The sequence below is a fragment of the Pseudoalteromonas galatheae genome (genome assembly GCF_005886105.2).
GTDB classification, from domain to species: Bacteria; Pseudomonadota; Gammaproteobacteria; order Enterobacterales; family Alteromonadaceae; genus Pseudoalteromonas; species Pseudoalteromonas galatheae.
In genome coordinates this window covers 1,069,770-1,090,539 of sequence record NZ_PNCO02000001.1, presented here as the reverse complement: position 1 = coordinate 1,090,539, position 20,770 = coordinate 1,069,770, and the positions used below count along the sequence as shown (strand labels likewise).

The 20,770-nt window shown below is 41.2% G+C and carries 18 protein-coding genes; 5 read left to right on the top strand and 13 right to left on the bottom strand.

What is annotated here, in order from left to right; all coding sequences use genetic code 11:
- Nucleotides 1-3 precede the first annotated feature (3 nt).
- From fliE to CWC29_RS04740, 3 genes are all read right to left on the bottom strand, one after another.
- Nucleotides 4-336, bottom strand: a complete 333-nt coding sequence (gene fliE / locus CWC29_RS04750) for a flagellar hook-basal body complex protein FliE (RefSeq protein WP_010369155.1) — start codon at nt 334-336, stop codon at nt 4-6.
- A 257-nt stretch (nt 337-593) separates the two neighbouring features.
- Nucleotides 594-1,973 carry a sigma-54-dependent transcriptional regulator gene (locus CWC29_RS04745; RefSeq protein WP_128727881.1) on the bottom strand — a complete coding sequence of 460 codons (1,380 nt, stop codon included), beginning with the start codon at nt 1,971-1,973 and terminating at the stop codon, nt 594-596.
- Nucleotides 1,970-3,070, bottom strand: coding sequence for a sensor histidine kinase (locus CWC29_RS04740; protein WP_138521949.1), 1,101 nt, complete (start codon nt 3,068-3,070; stop codon nt 1,970-1,972). The genes CWC29_RS04745 and CWC29_RS04740 overlap by 4 nt, the downstream gene beginning before the upstream one ends.
- A 236-nt stretch (nt 3,071-3,306) precedes the next feature.
- Here CWC29_RS04740 and CWC29_RS04735 point away from each other — a divergent pair, with 236 nt between their 5' ends.
- Entirely contained in the window at nt 3,307-3,906 is a 600-nt protein-coding gene (locus CWC29_RS04735) for a DNA-3-methyladenine glycosylase I (protein ID WP_138521947.1), read from the top strand.
- Between the two features lie 67 nt (nt 3,907-3,973).
- On the opposite strand, the gene CWC29_RS04730 is transcribed toward CWC29_RS04735, so the two are convergent.
- Together CWC29_RS04730 and CWC29_RS04725 are read right to left on the bottom strand one after the other, a co-directional pair.
- Nucleotides 3,974-5,413 (bottom strand): sigma-54 dependent transcriptional regulator, encoded by a 1,440-nt coding sequence (locus CWC29_RS04730; RefSeq protein WP_138521945.1) that lies wholly within the window; start codon nt 5,411-5,413, stop codon nt 3,974-3,976.
- Between the two features lie 148 nt (nt 5,414-5,561).
- Nucleotides 5,562-6,347, bottom strand: coding sequence for a flagellin N-terminal helical domain-containing protein (locus CWC29_RS04725; protein ID WP_138521943.1), 786 nt, complete (start codon nt 6,345-6,347; stop codon nt 5,562-5,564).
- A 223-nt stretch (nt 6,348-6,570) separates the two neighbouring features.
- Between CWC29_RS04725 and pseB the strand changes: the two genes are divergently transcribed.
- From pseB to CWC29_RS04705, 4 genes are read left to right on the top strand one after another with little or no spacing between them, the layout of a single operon-like run.
- On the top strand, nt 6,571-7,572 hold the full coding sequence (gene pseB, locus CWC29_RS04720) for a UDP-N-acetylglucosamine 4,6-dehydratase (inverting) (protein WP_039492537.1): 1,002 nt from the start codon (nt 6,571-6,573) through the stop codon (nt 7,570-7,572).
- Nucleotides 7,569-8,711 (top strand): UDP-4-amino-4,6-dideoxy-N-acetyl-beta-L-altrosamine transaminase, encoded by a 1,143-nt coding sequence (gene pseC / locus CWC29_RS04715; RefSeq protein WP_138521941.1) that lies wholly within the window; start codon nt 7,569-7,571, stop codon nt 8,709-8,711. The genes pseB and pseC overlap by 4 nt, the downstream gene beginning before the upstream one ends.
- Nucleotides 8,708-9,589, top strand: a complete 882-nt coding sequence (locus tag CWC29_RS04710; protein WP_138521939.1) for an aldo/keto reductase — start codon at nt 8,708-8,710, stop codon at nt 9,587-9,589. Before pseC ends, CWC29_RS04710 begins: the two co-directional genes overlap by 4 nt.
- Before the next feature lie 15 nt (nt 9,590-9,604).
- Entirely contained in the window at nt 9,605-10,753 is a 1,149-nt protein-coding gene (locus CWC29_RS04705) for a Gfo/Idh/MocA family protein (RefSeq protein WP_235956524.1), read from the top strand.
- 296 nt (nt 10,754-11,049) lie between these two features.
- On the opposite strand, the gene CWC29_RS04700 is transcribed toward CWC29_RS04705, so the two are convergent.
- The 8 genes from CWC29_RS04700 to CWC29_RS04665 are packed head-to-tail and all read right to left on the bottom strand — an operon-like array spanning nt 11,050 to nt 20,446.
- The gene (locus CWC29_RS04700) at nt 11,050-13,374 is read right to left on the bottom strand and encodes a glycosyltransferase (RefSeq protein WP_138521937.1); all 2,325 of its coding nucleotides are present in this window, start codon (nt 13,372-13,374) and stop codon (nt 11,050-11,052) included.
- 32 nt (nt 13,375-13,406) lie between these two features.
- On the bottom strand, nt 13,407-14,918 hold the full coding sequence (locus CWC29_RS04695) for a class I adenylate-forming enzyme family protein (protein WP_138521935.1): 1,512 nt from the start codon (nt 14,916-14,918) through the stop codon (nt 13,407-13,409).
- Nucleotides 14,911-16,482, bottom strand: coding sequence for a UDP-2,4-diacetamido-2,4,6-trideoxy-beta-L-altropyranose hydrolase (gene pseG, locus CWC29_RS04690; protein ID WP_128727891.1), 1,572 nt, complete (start codon nt 16,480-16,482; stop codon nt 14,911-14,913). The genes CWC29_RS04695 and pseG overlap by 8 nt, the downstream gene beginning before the upstream one ends.
- The gene (locus tag CWC29_RS04685) at nt 16,482-16,727 is read right to left on the bottom strand and encodes a phosphopantetheine-binding protein (RefSeq protein WP_161568698.1); all 246 of its coding nucleotides are present in this window, start codon (nt 16,725-16,727) and stop codon (nt 16,482-16,484) included. Before CWC29_RS04685 ends, pseG begins: the two co-directional genes overlap by 1 nt.
- A complete protein-coding gene (gene pseI, locus CWC29_RS04680; protein WP_138521933.1) occupies nt 16,727-17,767 on the bottom strand; it encodes a pseudaminic acid synthase in 1,041 nt (346 codons plus the stop codon). Before pseI ends, CWC29_RS04685 begins: the two co-directional genes overlap by 1 nt.
- Nucleotides 17,768-17,769: 2 nt before the next feature.
- The gene (locus CWC29_RS04675) at nt 17,770-18,534 is read right to left on the bottom strand and encodes a cytidylyltransferase domain-containing protein (protein WP_128727894.1); all 765 of its coding nucleotides are present in this window, start codon (nt 18,532-18,534) and stop codon (nt 17,770-17,772) included.
- Nucleotides 18,535-18,582: 48 nt separating this feature from the next.
- A complete protein-coding gene (locus tag CWC29_RS04670) occupies nt 18,583-19,086 on the bottom strand; it encodes a GNAT family N-acetyltransferase (protein WP_128727895.1) in 504 nt (167 codons plus the stop codon).
- A gap of 52 nt (nt 19,087-19,138) precedes the next feature.
- Nucleotides 19,139-20,446: an aminotransferase class III-fold pyridoxal phosphate-dependent enzyme gene (locus tag CWC29_RS04665; RefSeq protein ID WP_128727896.1), complete on the bottom strand. Its 1,308-nt coding sequence runs from the start codon at nt 20,444-20,446 to the stop codon at nt 19,139-19,141.
- Nucleotides 20,447-20,770 lie beyond the last annotated feature (324 nt).

Genomic DNA, 20,770 nt, shown 5'->3' with positions numbered 1-20,770 from the left:
CAATTAAACTGGCATGCTCATGATTTCTTTATAGGCCTCAACAAGTTTATTACGAACTTGCACTGTAGCCTCAAAAGCGACCGACGATTTTTGTTTCGCTATCATGGCTTCTGCAAGAGAAACGCTTCTGTCACCCATTTCAACTGCGGTGACTTTTTGTTTTGCTTCTTGTTGTAAGCCATGAACTGTATTAAGTGCGTCTGAGAGTAAATCGCCAAACTGAGCCGACGAAGATGCTGCCGTCTTTACTGGCTGCACTGATGGCTGTGTGTTTCTCGTCGCTTCTGCAGCCATAGCCTGCATTTCTTGAAATAGCGCTGATGATTGTACTTTCATGATGCTTTACTCAAAATAACTCTTAGTTACCATTAATAAAGCAGAAAACGTGCCAACTTAAAACCTTTATTTTTCAGTATGTTACATTGTTTTTTGCATGTCGAAAAATTGGCAGTACATAGAAGTGAAAATTAGGAGCCTAAGATCTGCTGATCTTTATAGGCACCTTATTAAACTTGAATTAACAGATAAAATTTAACTTGAGGTTTGGATAAGGAATGAGTTAACTCATTCCTTTTAAGCTCAGGTAATTTAGGTTAAGCGGGTAGCGCAATCCCTAAATCTCGCATTTTCGCCAGCTTATAGCGAAGTGTGCGAGGGCTCATGCCCAATACCTCCGCTACCTCTTTACGTTTACCATTAAACTTTGCCAGCGTATCTAAAATAATTTGGTGCTCTTTATCCTGTAACTCATCTTTATAGCTAATGATCTCATCATCACTTTGCGAGCGCTCCATTAAAACTGATGCCTCATGGTTTACAGTTGGAGATGACTCAACCAAAGCCATCGGTGAGAAATTTTCGATAAAAATATCATCTTCTTGAATTTCATTACCTTGGAACAAAATTAGGGCGCGTTGAATAACGTTGTCTAGCTCCCGTACGTTTCCTGGCCAAGTGTGCGAACTGAGCTTGCGCTTTGCACCGCTGCTTAGTATAGGTGTTGACTTGCCTGCTTTTTGCGTATGTCTTACCAACAAATGCTCAGCTAACACAGCGATATCACCCGCTCTGTCTTTCAATGGCAGCCACTCTAGCGGGAAAACATTGAGACGGTAATATAAATCTTCTCTAAATACCCCATCATCCACCGCTTCTTTTAAATCGCGGTTACTGGTTGCCAACACTCTGACATCCAGTGAAATGGTTTTTCTGCTGCCTAGACGCTCTACCTCACGCTCTTGTAGCACACGAAGTAGTTTTGCTTGTAAGCCCAAATCCATCTCAGTGATCTCATCAAGCAAAATGGTTCCCTTTTGCGCTTGCTCAAATTTTCCAGGACACGCTTGAATGGCACCTGTAAACGCCCCTTTTTCGTAGCCAAATAAGGTTGCTTCAAGCATATTCTCTGGAATTGCAGCGCAGTTAATTGCGATAAAAGGCTCGTCTGCTCTATCTGATTTATCGTGAATATAGCGAGCCAACACTTCTTTACCTGAACCGCTTGGCCCAAGTACCATAACGCTGGCATCCGACTTAGCTACTTTTGCAGCCAGTTCAAGTAGTTTAATACTCTTTGGATCGGCAACAATGGGGCCGTCAGTCTCTTTTTCCTTCTCAGGTAAATAACGACCAACCATATTGAGCAACACTTCAGGTGCAAATGGCTTGGCCATATAGTCGATAGCGCCCAATCTCATCGCTTCAACCGCATCATCAATGGTTGCGTATGCTGTCATCATCAATACTGGTAATTCTGGATAGTTGAGTTTAATAGTCTTTAATAAGTCAAGTCCACTCATGGCACCCATTTGCACGTCACTCACCACCAAAGAAAAGGTTTCCTGCTTTAGCAATAAAACGGCTTGTTCCGCACAACTTGCTTCTACGCACTCAATATTTGAAAGCTGCAATGTATCAATGAGTGCTTCTCTTAAACCAGCATCATCTTCAACAACTAAAACTCTGTTACTCATAGTTCCTCCGCCTCAATTAGTGGTAGTACCAAGCTAAAACGCGCACCCTTACCTTCAACATTGTCTGCCTGCGCAAACCCTTTATGCGCGTTAGCAACCGAATTAACCACCGCAAGTCCTAGCCCAGTCCCCTGCGACTTAGTTGTAAAAAATGGTTCAAACAACTTGTCTACTAAGGTTTCATCAATGCCAGGCCCATTATCAACAACTGAGATACGTACATACTCGCCACACGGCTCGCGCTCTGCATTAAGTTCAATGTGTGCCGCACTGCCAATAATTTGAATACTGTTGTGGATCAGGTTTTGGATCGCACTTGCAAGCGCAGTACGATTACCTAATATTTCAATATCTGGCTCGGGTAAAAATGCTTCCAGCTTTGCTTGGTTAAGCTCAACCATAGCGTCAGCACCCGCTTTGACTTCACTCAATAACTGTTGCATTGACACTCGCTCAACGACTTGTTGTTCACCACTTTTAGCGAACAACAGCATGTCATTAACTTGGCTTTCTAAGTCTTTTAGGCGAGACATCAACTTGTCATGAAACTTTTCTCGAGAAGCCGAAGGAAGGTTAGCTGCACCTAGGTTTGCACCATATAACATCGCAGCCGATAACGGCGTACGCACTTGGTGGGCCAGTGAAGCGACCATTTTTCCCAATGCACTCAATCTTTGCATATGCGCAACACGACTTTGAAGCCTGCGCGTCTCGGTGAGATCTGTCATCAAAATGAGCTGGCCAGGTTCTGGTGTTAGCGCGGTAATATCTAGCTTAATTCTTCTGCCATCTTTAAGAGAGACTTCATGACCGTCGTCCTGCTGTGGTCGAAATGAACGCTGAATAATACTAAACCACTTTTCGCCTTCGAGTGGTTCACCCAACATATCCATCGCGATTTGATTTGCCTTGGCAATCATACCTTGACCATCGAGTACCACGACACCTGCAGGCATAGTATCAACAAGGTGACTTAACCAACTCGCCTGCTGCCTAAGGTCGCTTAATTCACCGACATAGGCTTCTTGCAGCAAACAGGGATTGTAGCGATTCGTCGTTGGTACAAATTGTGGATTAATAACATGTGCTAATGCCATTTTTCCGCTCTCTTAAAAATAAACTCAATGGATAAAAGCAAAAAACGATCCAACTTTATATTTCATTTAAAACATATAGTTACACAACACTAAACAATATCAATTTATTGACACTGTTTTTATATACAGCACTATGCTAGAGTTTTTGCAAGCCAAATGTGATGCCGTAATGAGTAGTTGGCGTAGTAAATCATTTAGCTTATTCACATTCATAATTAGATAGAAGAGAGCCAACAATGACAATACGATGCGGCTGGGTGGACGAAAGTAAACCTGATTATGTTGAATATCATGATAAGGAATGGGGAAGGCCCGTACTGGACGACCAGAGTTTGTTTGAGTTTATTACATTGGAATCTGCGCAAGCTGGCCTAAGCTGGTATACCATCTTGAAAAAACGTGAAGGCTATAGAAAAGCATTCCACAATTTTGATGTACACAAAGTGAGCCAGATGACAGAGCAAGATGTGGAACGGTTATTAGCATTTGACGGAATTATCAGAAACCGCGCAAAAATCGCAGCAACAATAAATAACGCTAAGCGATTTATTGAAATTCAGCAAGAGTTTGGCAGCTTTGCAAGATACCAGTGGCAATTTGTTAATTACAAGCCTGTTATCAACCCCATGCGTGACAAACACGATGCCGTTGCCACCAGTGAACTCAGCGACAAATTTGCCAAAGACTTAAAAAAACGTGGATTTAAGTTTTTAGGCTCAACGACCGTGTATGCACATATGCAAGCATGCGGCATGGTTAACGACCATGCCGATAACTGTTTTTGCAAACAAACCATTATTGCCAGTTATCAAGACTTTGATTTTACTAGACTTTAAACAATAAAACACAAGGCCGCATGTTAAGCGGCCTTGCTGAGTTGATTAGGTAGTAATCGATGAACTATCAATCACGGTTGAGATTATACTTTTTCATCTTCTCAACTAATGTTGTACGGCGAACACCCAATATTTCTGCAGCTCTTGCAACCACATAATCGTAGCGCTCTAAAGCTTGAGTGATCAAATCAATTTCAAGCTCTGCCAAATATTCTTTTAACTCTATCCCTTCATCTGGCAGTATGCCAACATTCGATGCTTGCGGCGCAAAATCTTCCGCTACCATGTCCTCTTCGTCGTCACTAAAGCCATCGCTAAATAGTTCATTAAACGCATCTTTTTCTAATAGTTCTTCTGGATACTCAGGCTCAAACGCTTCGACTTCTATGTAGCGGTATTTTTGTGGTAAATCCGTCACATCGACAACCTTGTCCGGGAACATAATCACCATTCGTTCCACAAGGTTTGCAAGCTCTCGAATATTCCCAGGCCAAGCGTGCGACTTTAAGCTATCTACGGCTCTGTCAGTAAACTTAACCGAATTGCCCGTTTGTTCATTTACTCTACGTGTTAACTCTTTTAGCAGTAGCGCAATATCTTCCGCGCGCTCGTTTAGGGAGGGGTTTTCAATCGGGAATACATTGAGTCTATAAAATAAGTCTTCGCGAAACTTGCCGTCTTCAATCATGGTTTCAAGATTACGGTGAGTCGCCGCAATCACACGAACATCCGCCTGAATAGGCTTTGTGCCCCCTACTCGTTCATAGGTACGTTCTTGCAAAACTCGTAACAATTTCACCTGCATTTGCAGTGGCATATCACCGATTTCATCGAGAAAAAGCGTCCCTCCTTGCGCCAGTTCAAAGCGCCCTTTTCTGGCTGAAATCGCGCCAGTAAACGCGCCTTTTTCATGACCAAAAAGCTCGCTTTCTAACAGCTCACCAGGGATAGCACCACAGTTAACAGGCACAAATGGTCCTTGAGCACGTTTAGACAATAAGTGCACGTTACGTGCAACCACTTCCTTACCAGTTCCCGATTCACCCAAAATAAGGACATTGGCGTCGGTTTTAGCCACTTGAGAAATCAAGAAGCGAACGTTTTTAACCGCTTCGGTTTCCCCAACTAAACCATCAAAACTCTTATTTTGCAGCTTGTTTTCTTTGTTTGGTAGCATACGTAAGTATTGCTGGCAGTCATGTAGCAATTGCATTGTCACTTCTTGTCCGAAGGGTTCTGTGATGAGTCCTATCACATTCGGTAATGCAAGTAGCGGCCTGAGTGTTTCACCTATTAACAGAAACGGGACGGCGGGATGAGATTTTATTAACGTCTCGTGTGTTAAGCTTTGCAAAGCGCCTAACACAAAAATTGGTTCTTGGTTGTTATCAAGGATCTTGGCTTCATAACACTCTTCAGCCAGCACTTCATTTGCTTGACCGACAAAACTAAGTGCCGCACCTAATCCGATCGCTCTTTTGTTGTTGTTATCTAAGATCAAGACCATTGCTTGAGAACCAATCTACTTAAAATTTTTTCAATAGTTAGATTGTAAGAGAGATTAAGGGGGATGCAATACCTAAGTGGCAACTTTTTGACATTAACGCCAAAAAATCGCCACTAGAGCTGTTCTATATCAATACTTTGGTATTAATTTATAATAAACCTAGTACCGATGATGCAGACTGGTTAGCTTGACCACGCAAAGCAATTGACGCTTGCGACAAAATATCGTTGGCAACTTGCTCGCTCACCGCTTGCGCGTAATCTGTGTCTTGAATTCGACTTTGGCTCGCCGCAATGTTCTCACGTTGGTTACTTGCAGAGCGAATTGCACTAGATACCGCATTTTCAAATGCGCCAAGCTCAGCACGTTGGCTGTTTAAATCCTCAGAGACTGTGTCTGCCGTATCAATGGCAGCTTGTGCGCCCGCTTGCGTCGATATGTCTACACTCAATATTGCACTGGCAAAGCCACCATCAGTCTGCTGAAGCGACTGGGTCGTGTTAGCATCGGGGCCTACCTGAAAACTACGAGACTCACCGTCAAAAATTTGTGCGCCGCCAAATGTAGTATTTTCAAACGTTTCGCTGATTTGCGTTTGCAACTGCGATACTTCCTCTTGCAATGCCTGACGATCACTATCTGTCAACGCCCCATTACCGGATTGAATCGATAATTCTCTAATTCGGGAAACCGCATCATTCACACCCGATAATGCCGAGTCAGCAGTTTGCGAATACGAGATACCATCATATGCGTTACGAATAGATTGACTATAGCCATCTTGTTGAGACGTCAAACGATTAATGATCTGCAAAGCCGCCGCATCGTCCGCAGCAGAATTAACCTTCTTACCAGAAGCCAGCTGTTGATTGAGTTTATTAGCAGTCTGCTCCGTGCGATTAAAAAAAGCAGTACTTTGTGATTGGATTTTCATATATACCCCCATTCACTATCATTAGGTTTAATCTACGCTATTGTGAGCAAAAAGTCACCATAGCCGTTAAATTTCCTGCAATGACTGGCATAAATACTGCAAAACGCATAGAAGTGATATAAAGTATTGAGTAGAAGCTAATTTATTGTATCGGTGAGATATCTAGAGCAGTTTCGATACTCGATACTGTAAAGTTTTGATTGCACCTGTAGGTGGACACCCTATGTTTGATAATAAAACCATTTTAATAACCGGCGGCACAGGCTCTTTTGGCAAAAAATATGTAAAAACTTTGCTCGAGAGATACAAGCCTAAAAAAATCATTATCTTTTCTCGAGATGAGTTGAAACAGTTTGAGATGCAACAAGAGTTTAATCAACGCTGCATGCGATACTTTATCGGCGATGTACGAGATAAAGATAGGCTACGAAGAGCAATGCAGGGCGTCAACTACGTCATTCATGCCGCTGCGTTGAAACAAGTTCCTGCTGCTGAATATAATCCTATGGAGTGTATTAAAACCAATATTAATGGGGCTGAAAATGTGATTGAAGCCGCTTTAGATAATGATGTAGAAAAAGTAATCGCACTTTCTACAGATAAAGCTGCTAATCCAATTAATTTATACGGTGCTACGAAACTCGCATCAGATAAACTTTTCGTCGCTGCGAATAATATTGCAGGTGGACATAAAACTCTTTTTTCCGTTGTCCGTTATGGCAATGTTGTCTGCTCCAGAGGCTCTGTAGTTCCTGTCTTTCAAAAGTTCATTGATGAAGGTAAAGATCACATTCCTATCACACACCCTGAAATGACCCGTTTTTGGATAAGCTTGCAGCAAGGGGTTGACTTTGTACTGAAGAATTTTGAACGGATGCTAGGTGGTGAAATCTTCGTTCCAAAGATACCTTCCATAAAGATTACGGATTTGGCGACCGCAATGGCCCCCAACTTACCACAGAAAATTATTGGTATACGTCCAGGCGAAAAACTTCACGAAGTAATGTGTCCTGCAGACTTATGCTTTGATACTTTTGAATATGACGATCATTTCGTTATCGCTCCGGGTATAAAGTTTAGTAGTCGAAGTAACGACTTTACGATCAACGCAATTGGCGAAAAAGGCCACCCTGTTAGTACTAACTTCGAATTTAACTCTCTCGATAACCCTGATTATATGTCTGTTGAAGAAATATTGGCATTTAACATTGAGGCAATTAAATGATCCCATATGGCAGACAAGATATTAATCAAGATGATATAGATGCTGTCATTGAAGTTCTAAAGTCAGACTGGCTAACCCAAGGCCCTAAAGTTCAAGATTTTGAGTTAAAAGTTGCGCAACACTGCAATGTTGAACATGCTATCGCATGTAATAGTGCTACTTCAGCTTTGCACATAGCGTGCTTAGCGTTAGAAATCGGTCCAGATGATATCGTTTGGACTTCACCAGTCTCATTTGTAGCAAGTAGTAACTGTGCCCTATATTGCGGTGCAAGCATCGACTTTGTTGATATAGACACCCAAACGGGTAATATGTCGATTCAAGCTTTAACAAAAAAACTTGAGCAATCAAGATCTGAAAATAAATTGCCCAAAGCTATCATTCCAGTGCACCTTGCAGGTCAGCCTTGCGATATGTATGAAATTGCTGAACTGTCGAAAAAATATGGATTTAAAGTAATAGAGGATGCCTCCCACGCTATCGGTGCGAATTACAAAGGGGAACCTGTAGGAAACTGCAAATACAGTGATATTTGCGTATTTAGCTTTCATCCAGTAAAGATTATCACAAGTGCTGAAGGAGGCATGCTTACAACTAAGCATCGACAACTAGCACACAGAGCTAAGTCATTTAGAAGCCACGGTATTACCTCTGATCCAAAGGAATTAGTCCAGCAAAGTCACGGTCCTTGGTATTATGAACAGCAATCTTTAGGCTTTAATTATCGACTGACAGATATACAAGCTGCTCTCGGTCTAAGTCAAATGTCGCGCCTAGAAGATTTTGTCACTCGGCGAAACCAGTTGGCTGAGATTTACAATGATAATTTGCCTAAACAGTTTTGCCATTTAACTCGGCTATCTAATCGTCGCTCCTCTTATCACCTTTATATCGTGCTGCTACCTGAAGGCTTGGACCAAAAATACGTGGTCACACATTTACGCGATAAGGGAGTGTTTGCACACGTCCATTATATCCCGATTCATTTACAGCCGTTTTACCAATCTCTCGGATTTAAAAAAGGTGATTTTCCCAATGCGGAAGCGTACTACCAACGTGCCATTACTTTGCCTCTACACCCTAATTTGACAACACAAGATATTGCTTATATCTCATCCATATTATCGGAGCTATTATGAAGTTAGCACTAGGTACCGTTCAATTTGGTTTAGATTATGGAGTGAGTAATTTTGATGGCAGACCGGGCACAGCGGAAGTGGCTCAAATTCTAGAGATTGCTGAAAAAAATAATATCAACTTGATTGATACTGCTATCGGTTACGGCAATAGTCATAACGTCCTAAACGATCATCATGTAGCCAAACGTGATTTCAATCTGATCACGAAACTTCCTCCGCTCAACAAAGCTTACTTCGAAAAGTCGGATGTAGACCATTACCTGCAATATATTGAAAGTGCTTTTGAGGAACTCGGCGCCGACTCTTTATACGGCGTGTTATTTCACCAAAGTGCAGATCTCCTAAAGCCTGGAGTAGAAGCAATCTGGCAAAGACTAACAGCCCTCCAAAGTGAAAAAAAAATTTCAAAGCTAGGTGTATCAATGTATGCCAATGCTGACTGTAAACAGCTCTTATCACTTTATCAGCTTGATCTCGTTCAACTGCCATACAATGTATTAGATAGATACTTTGAACAGGCTGGGTGGTTAGCTCAATTCCGACAACGAGGAATTGAAGTTCATGCTCGAAGCATATTTCTACAGGGGTTGCTTTTGATGGAATCTGACAAAGTACCGCCTTACTTCAAGCCTTGGATAAGCAACCTTGAACAGATTTCAAAACTCGCAGAGACCTTCAATACCTCCAAGTTAGCTATTAGCCTCGCTTATGTATTACAACAAAAAGCGATAGATCACTGTGTTGTTGGAGTAAATAAGGCTCGAGAGCTTACTGACATACTATCAGCTTTTGAGAATGCGATTCATATAGCTTCAAGTGACTTGCCAGATTTGAGTGTGGATGATTTAGCGTTAACCAACCCCGCATTGTGGCCATAACGAATAGGAATTAAAATGCAAATGAAGACAAACCAGTCCCCACTAAAGCTTGCGTTCATCGGTGGTGGCAATAATTCAGCTGTCGGTTATGTACACTTTGCAGCCACTCAACTCGACAACAAATTCACCGTTGTTGCTGGTGCTTTCTCACGAGATATGGAACAAAACATTGCAACATCAAATCGCTGGGGTATATCAGAGCAACGCACTTATCGTTGCTGGAAAGAGCTTATAAAAAAAGAGAAAAGTAACGTAGATGCATTTGTTGTATTGACACCTACCCCGCACCACATCGAAGTTCTCACAGCTTTGTTGGAGCAAGATATACCCGTAATTTGCGAAAAATCATTAGTTTGCGGCCCACTTGAAATAGCAACTCTCGAGAAAACTTATAACGCCAGTAAGCACTTTTTAGCAGTAACCTACAACTATTCAGGTTACGCCATGATCAGAGAGCTAAAGCACCTGATTAAGCACGATAAGCTGGGAACCATACAAAAAGTTCATTTAGAGATGCCTCAAGAGGGTTTTCGTAGACCTCCAGATATTGCGGGGAAAGCTTCTAGCCCTCAAACTTGGCGCTTACACGACAGCGAAGTTCCAACAATTTGTTTGGATTTAGGCGTTCATTTACATCACTTGTCCACCTACTTGCTTGACATTGAACCAAACGAAACCATAGCAGAATTTGCGAATCACTCACAGTACCCAAATTTAGTAGATGATGTACATATGCTATTAAAATATCCATGTAATATTAAAGGCAGCATGTGGATGTCCAAGACAGCAATAGGACATAGGAATGGCTTAAAAGTGCGCATTTATGGTGAAAAAGGGAGTGCGTTTTGGTATCAACTCAACCCAGATGAACTTGAACTCAACTATAATGACGGCCGCAGAGAAATTTTGGACCGCGCAGGACAATGTGAATACGCAGGTCAATTTAGGTATAACCGTATGAAGCCAGGCCACCCTACCGGGTTTGTCGAAGCATTCGCTAACCTATACGCAGATATACACCACGAGCTATGCCTATACTTGGAAGGTGAAAAGAAAAGCAATGACTACGTATTTGGTCTAGAGCAAGCTAAAGCAGGTTTGTGCCTATTTAAAGCCGCCAAAGAATCTGTACATTCTGGTACTTGGGAAAAAATAGCGAATTAACATCGTTTCAATAGACCTTATTTATTCCCTAATCAATTTTAGGGAATAAATTTTCAGCCAATTGCATCAGACAGTTCGCTCTTGAGTTCTGAATTAGCCAAGCTTTGTAACTACTTTTACCTCCGGTTTAGCTCTTCATACCACTAAAATAAAAATCACTTCCGGGATATCCCTTCCTTGTATAAGGTGTTGTTAAACCTATCTTTTGTAGTTCACCTTGTGCTGAACATAATAGTGCTTTTACATCGTGTAGCCGCAAAGTGCAATTGACCTTCTCAGCTTGCCCACTGTCCAGATTAGATAATAAGCTTGTTAATCAAACGGCTGTCAGGCAAGCCTAGTTGCTTAAATTCTCTATATATCGGAGCATAGTACTGAACCGCTGCGATAAACACCGGTGTGTGGGTTTTTGTCAGCACATCTGGTGCATAAACCGGTTTACCCATAAACGTGGTTCCAATTTTATTGGGGTCTGGATCAACAAAGTAAGCTAACTCGACTCTTTTGAAGTAGTTGCTATGCTCTAATAACAAGCGTGCTGTTTCTCCAGCCCCCCAAAGAGCAACAGGCACTTTGGAGTCCGCTAACGCGACGATATCATTCAGCCCAGCCAGCTCCAATTTATCCGCTAACAACGCCTCTTCATCAACGCTTAACTCTCCGATACGCATGAGTATCAAGTCGTCTAAATAAACCACGTGTGCGCCAAGCTGCTTTAATGATTTATATAGACGCACAATAAGCACCAAATCATCGCTGCTAATACGCTCTTCTTTAAAATCAAAACTTATCTGAAAATTACAAGCTTTCAGCTGATATCGATCAATTAGCTCGGCAAACGCACGAATTTCCGCTTGAAACTTATTTCCATCCGTGAATATGTATTTAACCGTAACGGCTTCGGCATTAGCACTGGAGTATTTTACAAGGTTTTCCATCACCTTATGTAAGCTGTTTTTACCTCGGATCTTGACAAACGTTTCTTCAGTCCCCGCATCTATACTCGTAAATATGCTAACTTTCTTAGCGAGCAGTAGCTCATAGATCGCTTTATTAAACACTACCGCATTAGTTATAACCCGGTTGCTTGATAGCGGTAATCGCTCCGTCGTCTGCAAAAGTAATTTAGAAAAATGCTTATCAGAGGTAGGTTCCCCTCCCCCCCAAATGCAAAGCGCTTTTTCACTCAGCCGTTGCTCATCTAATAATGCTTTTTGCAAAGCCAGTACGTCGTAAGCTGGCTTTTCTCCACCGTAGTAAGTATCGCTACAGTAGCTACATTTCAAGTTACATACTGAGTGATGCTCATACGATACCTTTGTAATTTTACTAGATTCAATCGCCCCCCACTGTTTAAACTCTAGATAAGGGCAACCATCGCAACCTGTCGGCTCACCCATATTGATATCTGCAAATAGCTTTTTCTTTGCATCCATTATCGTTTTTACTAGATTTTCGGATTGCTCTAGCTGCTCACTATTAACAATAGTTACGTCGCCACGCATTTCGTTGTCGACAAAGAAACGCTTACAACAAGTACGAATTTCTTTTGGTGCAAGAAACGCGGAATGATGTAAGTCTATACAACTCCACTTTTTCCCTTCGTTTTCTTCTAGGAATTCATCTATTACTTCACTTCGAGGCTGCGCTGCGGTTTCATGCGTCATCATGGTATTAAGAAAGTGTTTTACTAACAAACTGTAATAGGTTTTGTCCAATGGTAGGCTATCAATAGGCACAGAAAAATCGTTAAGTTGTTTAAACGTATATTCATAGAGAGGCTCTCTAAGCTCCTTACTTGGCGCTTTTAAGAATATTTTCCGGATGCAAGTAGCAACCAACCCAATAACACCGGTTAAGAAAGCAGTATGCAGGCTCTGGTTCTTTGAAACTGATTTGAGGAGTGTGTGGATCACTGCATAAGAACGATAAAACCCTTTGATGTGAGATATGCTAACCGAATTCACTATTGAACCAGGTCGTGGGGTTTTTAAATAGATAACTTCATCCAGTAATTTTACTTCCCTTGCATGCCAGTACACTAAAAAGGTAAAGTCAATATCTTCATGGAAGCCACCAGCAAAGGACACCTGATGCTCTATCAATAATTGACGCTTGATCATCAAGTAAATTGCCGAATGATCCATTCTAAATTTTACGTATTTTTCTAACAACAACGCTTTTTCATTTGTAAATTCAGGTTTATCAAACCGACCTTCAAAGTGAAATGTCTCATTGTTAACTTTATCTTTTTTATATCGCCAGTCAAAAGCCACCACATCACAATTAACAGCTTCGAAATCAACAAATTGTATCAACTGCTTTAACGCTAGATCAGTCAATGCGTCATCACTGTCAACAAATAAAATCCACTCCCCTTTAGCATGCTCTATACCCAAATTACGCGCAACTCCCGGACCACTATTAGTTTCAGTCTGGAGCACATGTACAGCTTGATTGCGCTTCGCAAAAGCTGATAACAACGCAAAAGTATCATCCGTTGAGCAATCATCAATTACGATGATCTCAGCGAAATCTTCTAATTGAGTCACCAAACTTGCAAGGCAAGCTTGAATATACTCAGCGCTGTTGTAAGTTGGTACTATTAGTGAAATCTTCATGCTATTACTCTCTAAAGTGCTTGTCGACCTGACTAGCTGTATGTCTCTTTGACTTGCTGTCGGAGTACTTTTCCCATCGCATTTCGGGCTAAATTGTCACACTTTTCAATAATCCGAGGCTGTTGATAATCGGTCAATTCAGCGAAGCATAATTTACGTAACGCTCGCTCAAGGCTCTCTTCTTGTTGTACATTCGCCTGCTCGTAGACTACTTTAATGACTTCTCCTAAAGTAGGATCGGCAACGCCAAAAGCAACGCAATCAGTAACTAAGGGGTGACGCTTTATTACCTCTTCAATATCTTGTGGGTAAATATTGATGCCACCACTTGATATTACCTCTTTTTTGCGACCCACATAAAATAGAAAACCTTCCTTATTCAGGTAGCCCAAATCGCCTGTGTAAAAATAACCTGTATCATCATATGCAGCTTTTGTGGCCTCTAACTGTTTCAAATAACCTGAAAATTGAGTTGTAGTTTTACAGGCAATTTCTCCGACGACTCCGATTTCAACAGGCTTTCGGTGGCCGTCACAGATCTTTACATCCACAAATGGGAGAGGTTTACCTACACTGCCCTGATTTCCATTTTCATCATCAATACAAAAGTCCGTTACTACCCCCACTTCAGATGCACCATAGCATTCATGAAACTCGCAGCTAAGTAACTTTAATAACTTCGCTTTCGTAACTGTATTTAAAACAGCTGATGAAGACACAAGTATTCGGACGGAGGAAATGTCTTTGTTTTCGACACTTTGGGCAACTAACCCCTCAAGCTGTGAAGACACCGCAAACAAGAAGCTTACTTGATACTGCTCGATAGCATCTAGCCAGCTTTGCAGCTGAAACTTAGGTAAAATCACAGTTGTGGCACCGAGCATTAACGGCATTAACACCCCCCGTTGGGCAAGGGAATGATAAAGCGGTGTTGCGACCAAAATGACATCATCTGACGTTAATTGATAGTAATTTATCGTTGCTGAAAACGCGCGTTCAATTTTACACTGTTGACTTAACACGATTGGTTTTGGTGAACCTGTTGAGCCTGACGTCATAGTCAAAATAAAGTCCAACTCAGGCGCTGCATTCGAGTATTCTTCGTCATGTTCTACACCGGTGAGAATATCTTCCCAACAACGTTCACCGAGAACACTTTCACCTAAAGTTATAACCTCATCTTCTCTCACAACCGCACTTTCTAATAAAGTACGACTAACAGTAGGCCAACAAATGGCCATACTTACAGGAGTCTTCTTCAGCGCTATTTCTAACGCAGCTCCCTTTAAGGTTATTGGCAACGGTACGACAGCTAAACCCAATTTCGCAGCAGCTAGTAATACAACAGGGTATTCAATGCCATTGGGTGCAAATAATGCAATTCTTTGCCCTGGTGTTAGGCCCTGATCCTTAAAAAAACGACTTAAAATTAAGACTTGATTAAATAACGAGCTATAGGTAACTTCCGTTCCGGAAAATACTATTGCCACCTTATCTGGCGACTTTTCCACATTTCGATGAAAAAGGTGGTATATATTATCCATGCTCGTTCTCTCTAGTTAACATTACATAATTAAACTTTTTAGGATCAGCTGACGGGAAAATTGATTGTGTAACCTGAAAATGAGGACTATCGACCTCAATAGCTTTAAAGCCATTATGCTGATTCAGCAAATTAACAAATTTATTGTCTTTATGGATTACCGCAAGCCAAATACCATCAGGATATTCTTCCTCACAGAGTTTTAGCTGCCAGTTTAATGCCAACTGGACATACGCAAAATTAACCTGCTCAAGGGCTGAAAACCAGCCGCCATATAAGTATGTTTGTCCGTTTTGCTCTAGTGATTGGTGCCAAATATAGATGAGAGGATTGCCATCTAATTCAACGACAAAGTTTTCACGTTGATTTTGATGCCACCACTTGTAGTGACCAAGTGTCGGGATAGCTTCCGTGATAGTCATTCTGACGTTATTATGTTGACTATTGCGGGCGTGTAAATAGCGATTAATATCAAAAAAATCTACCATCCTGACGGTTAAATCTGCTGCTATAGGTAGATATTCACGTTTACAAAGTGGCTGTACTTCCGCTTCAGACTGTGTCTGTTGTGATAATAAATAGTTTGAAACTCTAGCAGCTCCCCGGCCATCGACGCAAACTTTACTGTGGTTTCTGCACTTAGCTAGCTTGTCTGAATTATCAAGTAATATATTAATCAATTCAACAACTTCCAACGGATCACTAGATGAAAATTCAGGCAGGTGCAAACAGTGTCCTAAATCATCCAACCAGCTCTGATTGTGCTCTTGATTTTTAGCCATACTAAATGTAAGTGCAGGTGTTTTTGTTGCAGCAAGTTCATACAACGAAGTACCCAAAGCACCAACAAACAACTGTGCTCTAATAAAGCTTGAGTACAAACTTTCTGGACTTCTGTTTATTTCAACTTGTGGATAAATATGCTGCAACGCTATTATCGAGTCATAGTTTGTTGCAGATGGTCCTAGGACAATTTCTATTGGCTGACTTGGCCTAAGCTCACACACTAATTCAATTATAGGAGTCAATACCTCCCAATCCCCCCCACCACCGAGGGAAAATAGCAGATGAGAACGTTCTATATCTGCGCGCGAACTGTCGTGATATACACTTTCAAGTAAAGCATATTTAGGTCCCAAAAGCGTTTCACAGTCATGAGATATCAAATGATGATAATAAGCTTCGGTTTGATCTCCTCGCCATCTAATATCTATTAATGTATTGGCTAAATGTTCACGACCCAAATCATCTATTACAACAAGTTTAAATCGATCTTGAATTTGGCTTTCCCACTCTTTACCTAATAGATAAGAGTCAACAACGATAGCTTCAGCACCTACTTGGTAAGCGATAGATAAAGTTTGTTGGGCATCATCATATTCACTCGTCCCATGAGTAATTAGGGTGACGCTGTAGTTGATACCACCGATATAGTCACTCAGACAGTCATTTTCATCTAAAATAAAATGACTACCACAGCCCCGAACACTAAGCTCCTTAGCCAAATTCAAGCATCGTTTTAAGTGGCCAATTCCTTGAGTGCTGTTAACACGAAAAACAAACATCAAGACCTCAAGATCACATCAATGAGGCCACCCACTGTCGCTGAGCCTGGTCTCAACATTTGCTCAGGTGTTAGACGAACCCCAAAGTCGGTTTCGATCTGCATTACCATTGATAACATTTCAAATGAGTCTAATAACCCGGATTCCATAAAATTAAAACTTTGTAGCTGTTCACTCTTAACCGCTACACCACGAGCTAATAGAAAGGTATGAAAAAATTCAAGTAACTGAGTTTCGCTAGGCATTAACAAAAATCCTCCCATTTAAGCTGAGTACCTGCAGGTAAAGACTTATTTACTCGTCGCCCGATAAGCGATGGCAAGTGCTTTGGTTGAATTTCGCCTCCACCTGGGCGCATTTGTCGCAAATGCATATCAGACAGCGTTTCACCCGATTTAACGTCCTTAATAAGGTAAACACAACGGCGTTTTTGACAAGGAGTATCAGGGTAATGTACTCGCCCCATCGCTTTCTCGATCTGTCTTACACCATGTACAAGATTTTGTAATTCTTCTGGTGTCATTGAGAAAAAGCTATCTGCAGTTTGATCATTTTTATCCATTACAAAGTGCTTTTCGATAACACATCCACCCACAGCAACCGACGCTAAAGGCACATCGTTCCCTAGAGTATGATCTGACAAACCAATAGGAACCGAAAAAGCTTCTCGCATGTGTGGTATTGTTCTTAGATTAATACTATCAGCAGGTGCCGGATAAGTACTGGTACACTTTAACAGACATAATTCAGTAACACCGGCATCTTTTGCTACTTTTACTGCGTCTGCAATTTCAGGCAGAGTCGCACCGCCAGTAGACATAATCATAGGCTTGCCGGTTGCGGCAACATCACGAATAAGTTGATGATCAATCAGCTCTGGAGACGCAATTTTGTATGCCGGCGCATCAAGTTGTTCTAATAAATCAACAGCTGATTTATCGAATGGTGAAGAAAAGCAAGTAATCCCTATTTTTTTAGCTAATTCAAAAAGTTCAGCATGAAACTCCCAAGGCATATACGCATGTTGATAAAGATCGTATAAATACTGCCCTTTCCACGGCCCATCTTTAATAAAGAAATGTGGTAAATCACACTTCATTGTAAGCGTGTCGGCACTATATGTTTGTAATTTAATTGCATCGGCACCCGCTTCCTTTGCCGCATAAACCAACTCTTTGGCTCGACTTAAGCTTTGCCCATGGTTTGCTGACATCTCAGCAATAATATAATTCGGGTGTTGATGTCCGACTAGACGCCCATCTATTTTAAGCTCTTGTTTAAACATATTTATCCAACTTTTACTTGCTCAACATGTTTATTTATGTCGAGTACTTCTGGGTGCGCTTTTAATTTTCTCTTCAGTTCAGGAAAACTAAATTCAGTCTTATTATCGAAGAGCTGAAAAACTTTCTGTATTGCTAGATAGTCATCTGGTTCGTCTAAAGTCAAACGCCAATGAGATAAATCCTCATGATAACTATAATCAGCGACCTTCAAATTTTTCACTATATACTGTGTCAGGTGCTCTCTCTCAAAATCTCGGCTAGCACTGGTATGTGCTTGTGCTAGCGCTGCGAATGTAAATACCTCGGTGTCAAGGCCATTTGGAAATCCACAATGAGGACCCGCGCATACATAATCAAAATTGTTGCGGATATTAAAGAAATGAGAGACGACCTTAGCGGTTTCATAGGCATCAATCAAAGGGCAATCACTAGTACAGCGAACAAGTACTGTATCTGGTTTCGCGTTAACTAACTCTGCTGCTAAGTAATACCTGCTCAGCACATCGTGAGTATCCCCCTCAACAAATTTTACCCCCAAAGACTTGCACAGTTCGGTAATTGGGGTTTGGGAGCCATCATTAGTTGTTGCTACAATAATTTTGTCTTTGAAAGGGGATAAGCGCTCAATCATAACCTGAAGCACTGGACGTCCACACAAAGGCAACATCACTTTTTTAGGCAAGCGAGTTGATGTCATGCGCGCCTGAATAATAATATGAAAGTCCTTATTTTTTAAGCTTTCATAAATAGAGTCACTTTGATTCATACTAATAACTAAAATACTTCAATGCTTTGTTATCGGCCAAACCAATAACTAATTTAATAACAATTCCATTTTAACCCCAGAGAGACTTTCATCATCGAGCTGATCAGGCTCCAAAGTCTTGAAACCCATTTTAATGTACGCTTTCACAGCCGGGACATTAGACTTATCAACGCCCAAAAACACTCTCTTAAGGTTGTATTTGTCTTTTGCTATTGTGATAAAAGCAAAAATCACCTCTTTCGCAACTCCCTTGCCATGCCAATTTTTATCGCCAATCAAGATCCCCATTTCAGCCGAAGTTCCGCCAGAATATTCTGAAAGAATAAACTTCACGTTGCCAATATGCTGCTCAGCTTCCTTTGTAAAAATTCCATACAAATAAGTATCTGGCGTATTATTTTGTGTATTGATATATGCCACTAAATCGTCGGTCGTTTGTTGTCGGTTTAAAATAAACTGACTGACATCACTATTTAACCATGAAAGATAATCAGCGGTTGCGTCGGACGGAGTTAACCCTCTCATTTTGAAACGCTCGGAAACAATCGTCATTTTGTACTTTCCCGTCTAATATCAAATATCAGTATTCAAAAAGTTGTTGATATTAATTTAACCTTTTAAAACCAGCAGTTGTCGGAGTAACCTCTTTCAACATTTCAGGATCATACAGAGCGACCTTTACTGCTTTAAAAGCATTGTCCACTGCAGATAGATATTCATCTACGTGTAGTTCTTTATGTGCATACATTGCATAGAACATATTTGTAGCTAACACTCCTTGGTTTATCATCTGCTCTATAAAATACGCCTTTAGCTGCAGTGGGTTATTATGCTCGAAAGAAAAATGACACAGGGCATCAATACCAGAAATATGAATACTCAAACCATGTTTTTCAGCAAGAGACTGCCAACCGGCTTTAACCAGTGCACCAATTTTTTGAAGATGATCATGCACGTTATTTGCTTCATAATAACGTATAGTTGCTAGTGCTGCGGTTGGACCCACTCGCTCCGTCCACATAGTACTGGAGATGAAACTTGATTGTGCAGCATCCATCCACTTCTCTTTTCCGATTATTGCGGCCATCGCATAACCATTCGCTAATGCTTTAGAAAACACGGCAATATCAGGTTCTATACCAAGCAGTAAATGAGACCCTCCACAATTAATTCTGAAACCCATCGATATTTCATCAATTATTAATGGGATACCCAGTGTTTTGGCTATTTTTCCAACGAAACTCCAATACTCTGAATTAGGTGCAATATTACGCATTGGCTCCATAACAATAGCGGCCAGCTCAGGGCCATGTTGCTCGACAACCTCTTTTAGAGAGTCAATGTCATTATATGAAAATGGTATTGCAGTGCCAGCCAACGCCTTTGGAACCCCCGCTGGAGATAGACCCGCAATTAAATGCTCATCTAGGTTTTCTTTCGAGGACACATTTGCCGCCAAGTACCAGTCATGCCAGCCATGGTAACCACAAAATGCAATTTTATCTTTTCCTGTCGCGGCGCGGGCAATTCTTACTGCAATTGTCATTGCCTCTCCACCACACCTTGCGAACCGGGCTTGATCTGACCAAGGATGCAGCTCTATTAACTTCTCTGCCAGCATGACCTCTTCTGGACAGTTTAAGCTAGAACTAACCCCATTATTAATTGTTTCAATTACAGCCTGATCGACGGCAGGCTCAGCATACCCTAAAATGTTTGCCCCTATGCCAGATATCGACATATCAAGATATCGTTGCTCATTGAGGTCCCAAACATAACAACCTTTCGCTTTGCTGAAGTAACTAGGCCACACACTTTGATTAAACATGTCAGGTCGCTTTGACAACAATTGTGAAAGACCAGGGATCAGTTGCTTCGCTTTTGCTTGCATTTCAGTATTTTTATTCGTCATGATTTCTCAACTAACATTTTCAACTTCACTGATGAAGCAAAGTTAGTACCAATTAGATGGTAACTAACCCTTAAATTTGGCTTGAGTCATATTTAATCTCCAGTAAACAACTCCCCTAAGGAAATCAAGGGTAGTTTACCTGACAGTTTTAACTCAAGAATCAGATTTCAGTAAAGTGTAAGGGAATTTTCAATAAACAGCTAATTTTAAACGAAAATGAGGAGAAATGTAGGAAGCAATAAGTCATATCAAACGCTTATTATTTCTGGTTTAAGCTAGCTCCGAAGCGTCTACTCATTAACTTCGGAGCCGCGACAAAATCTT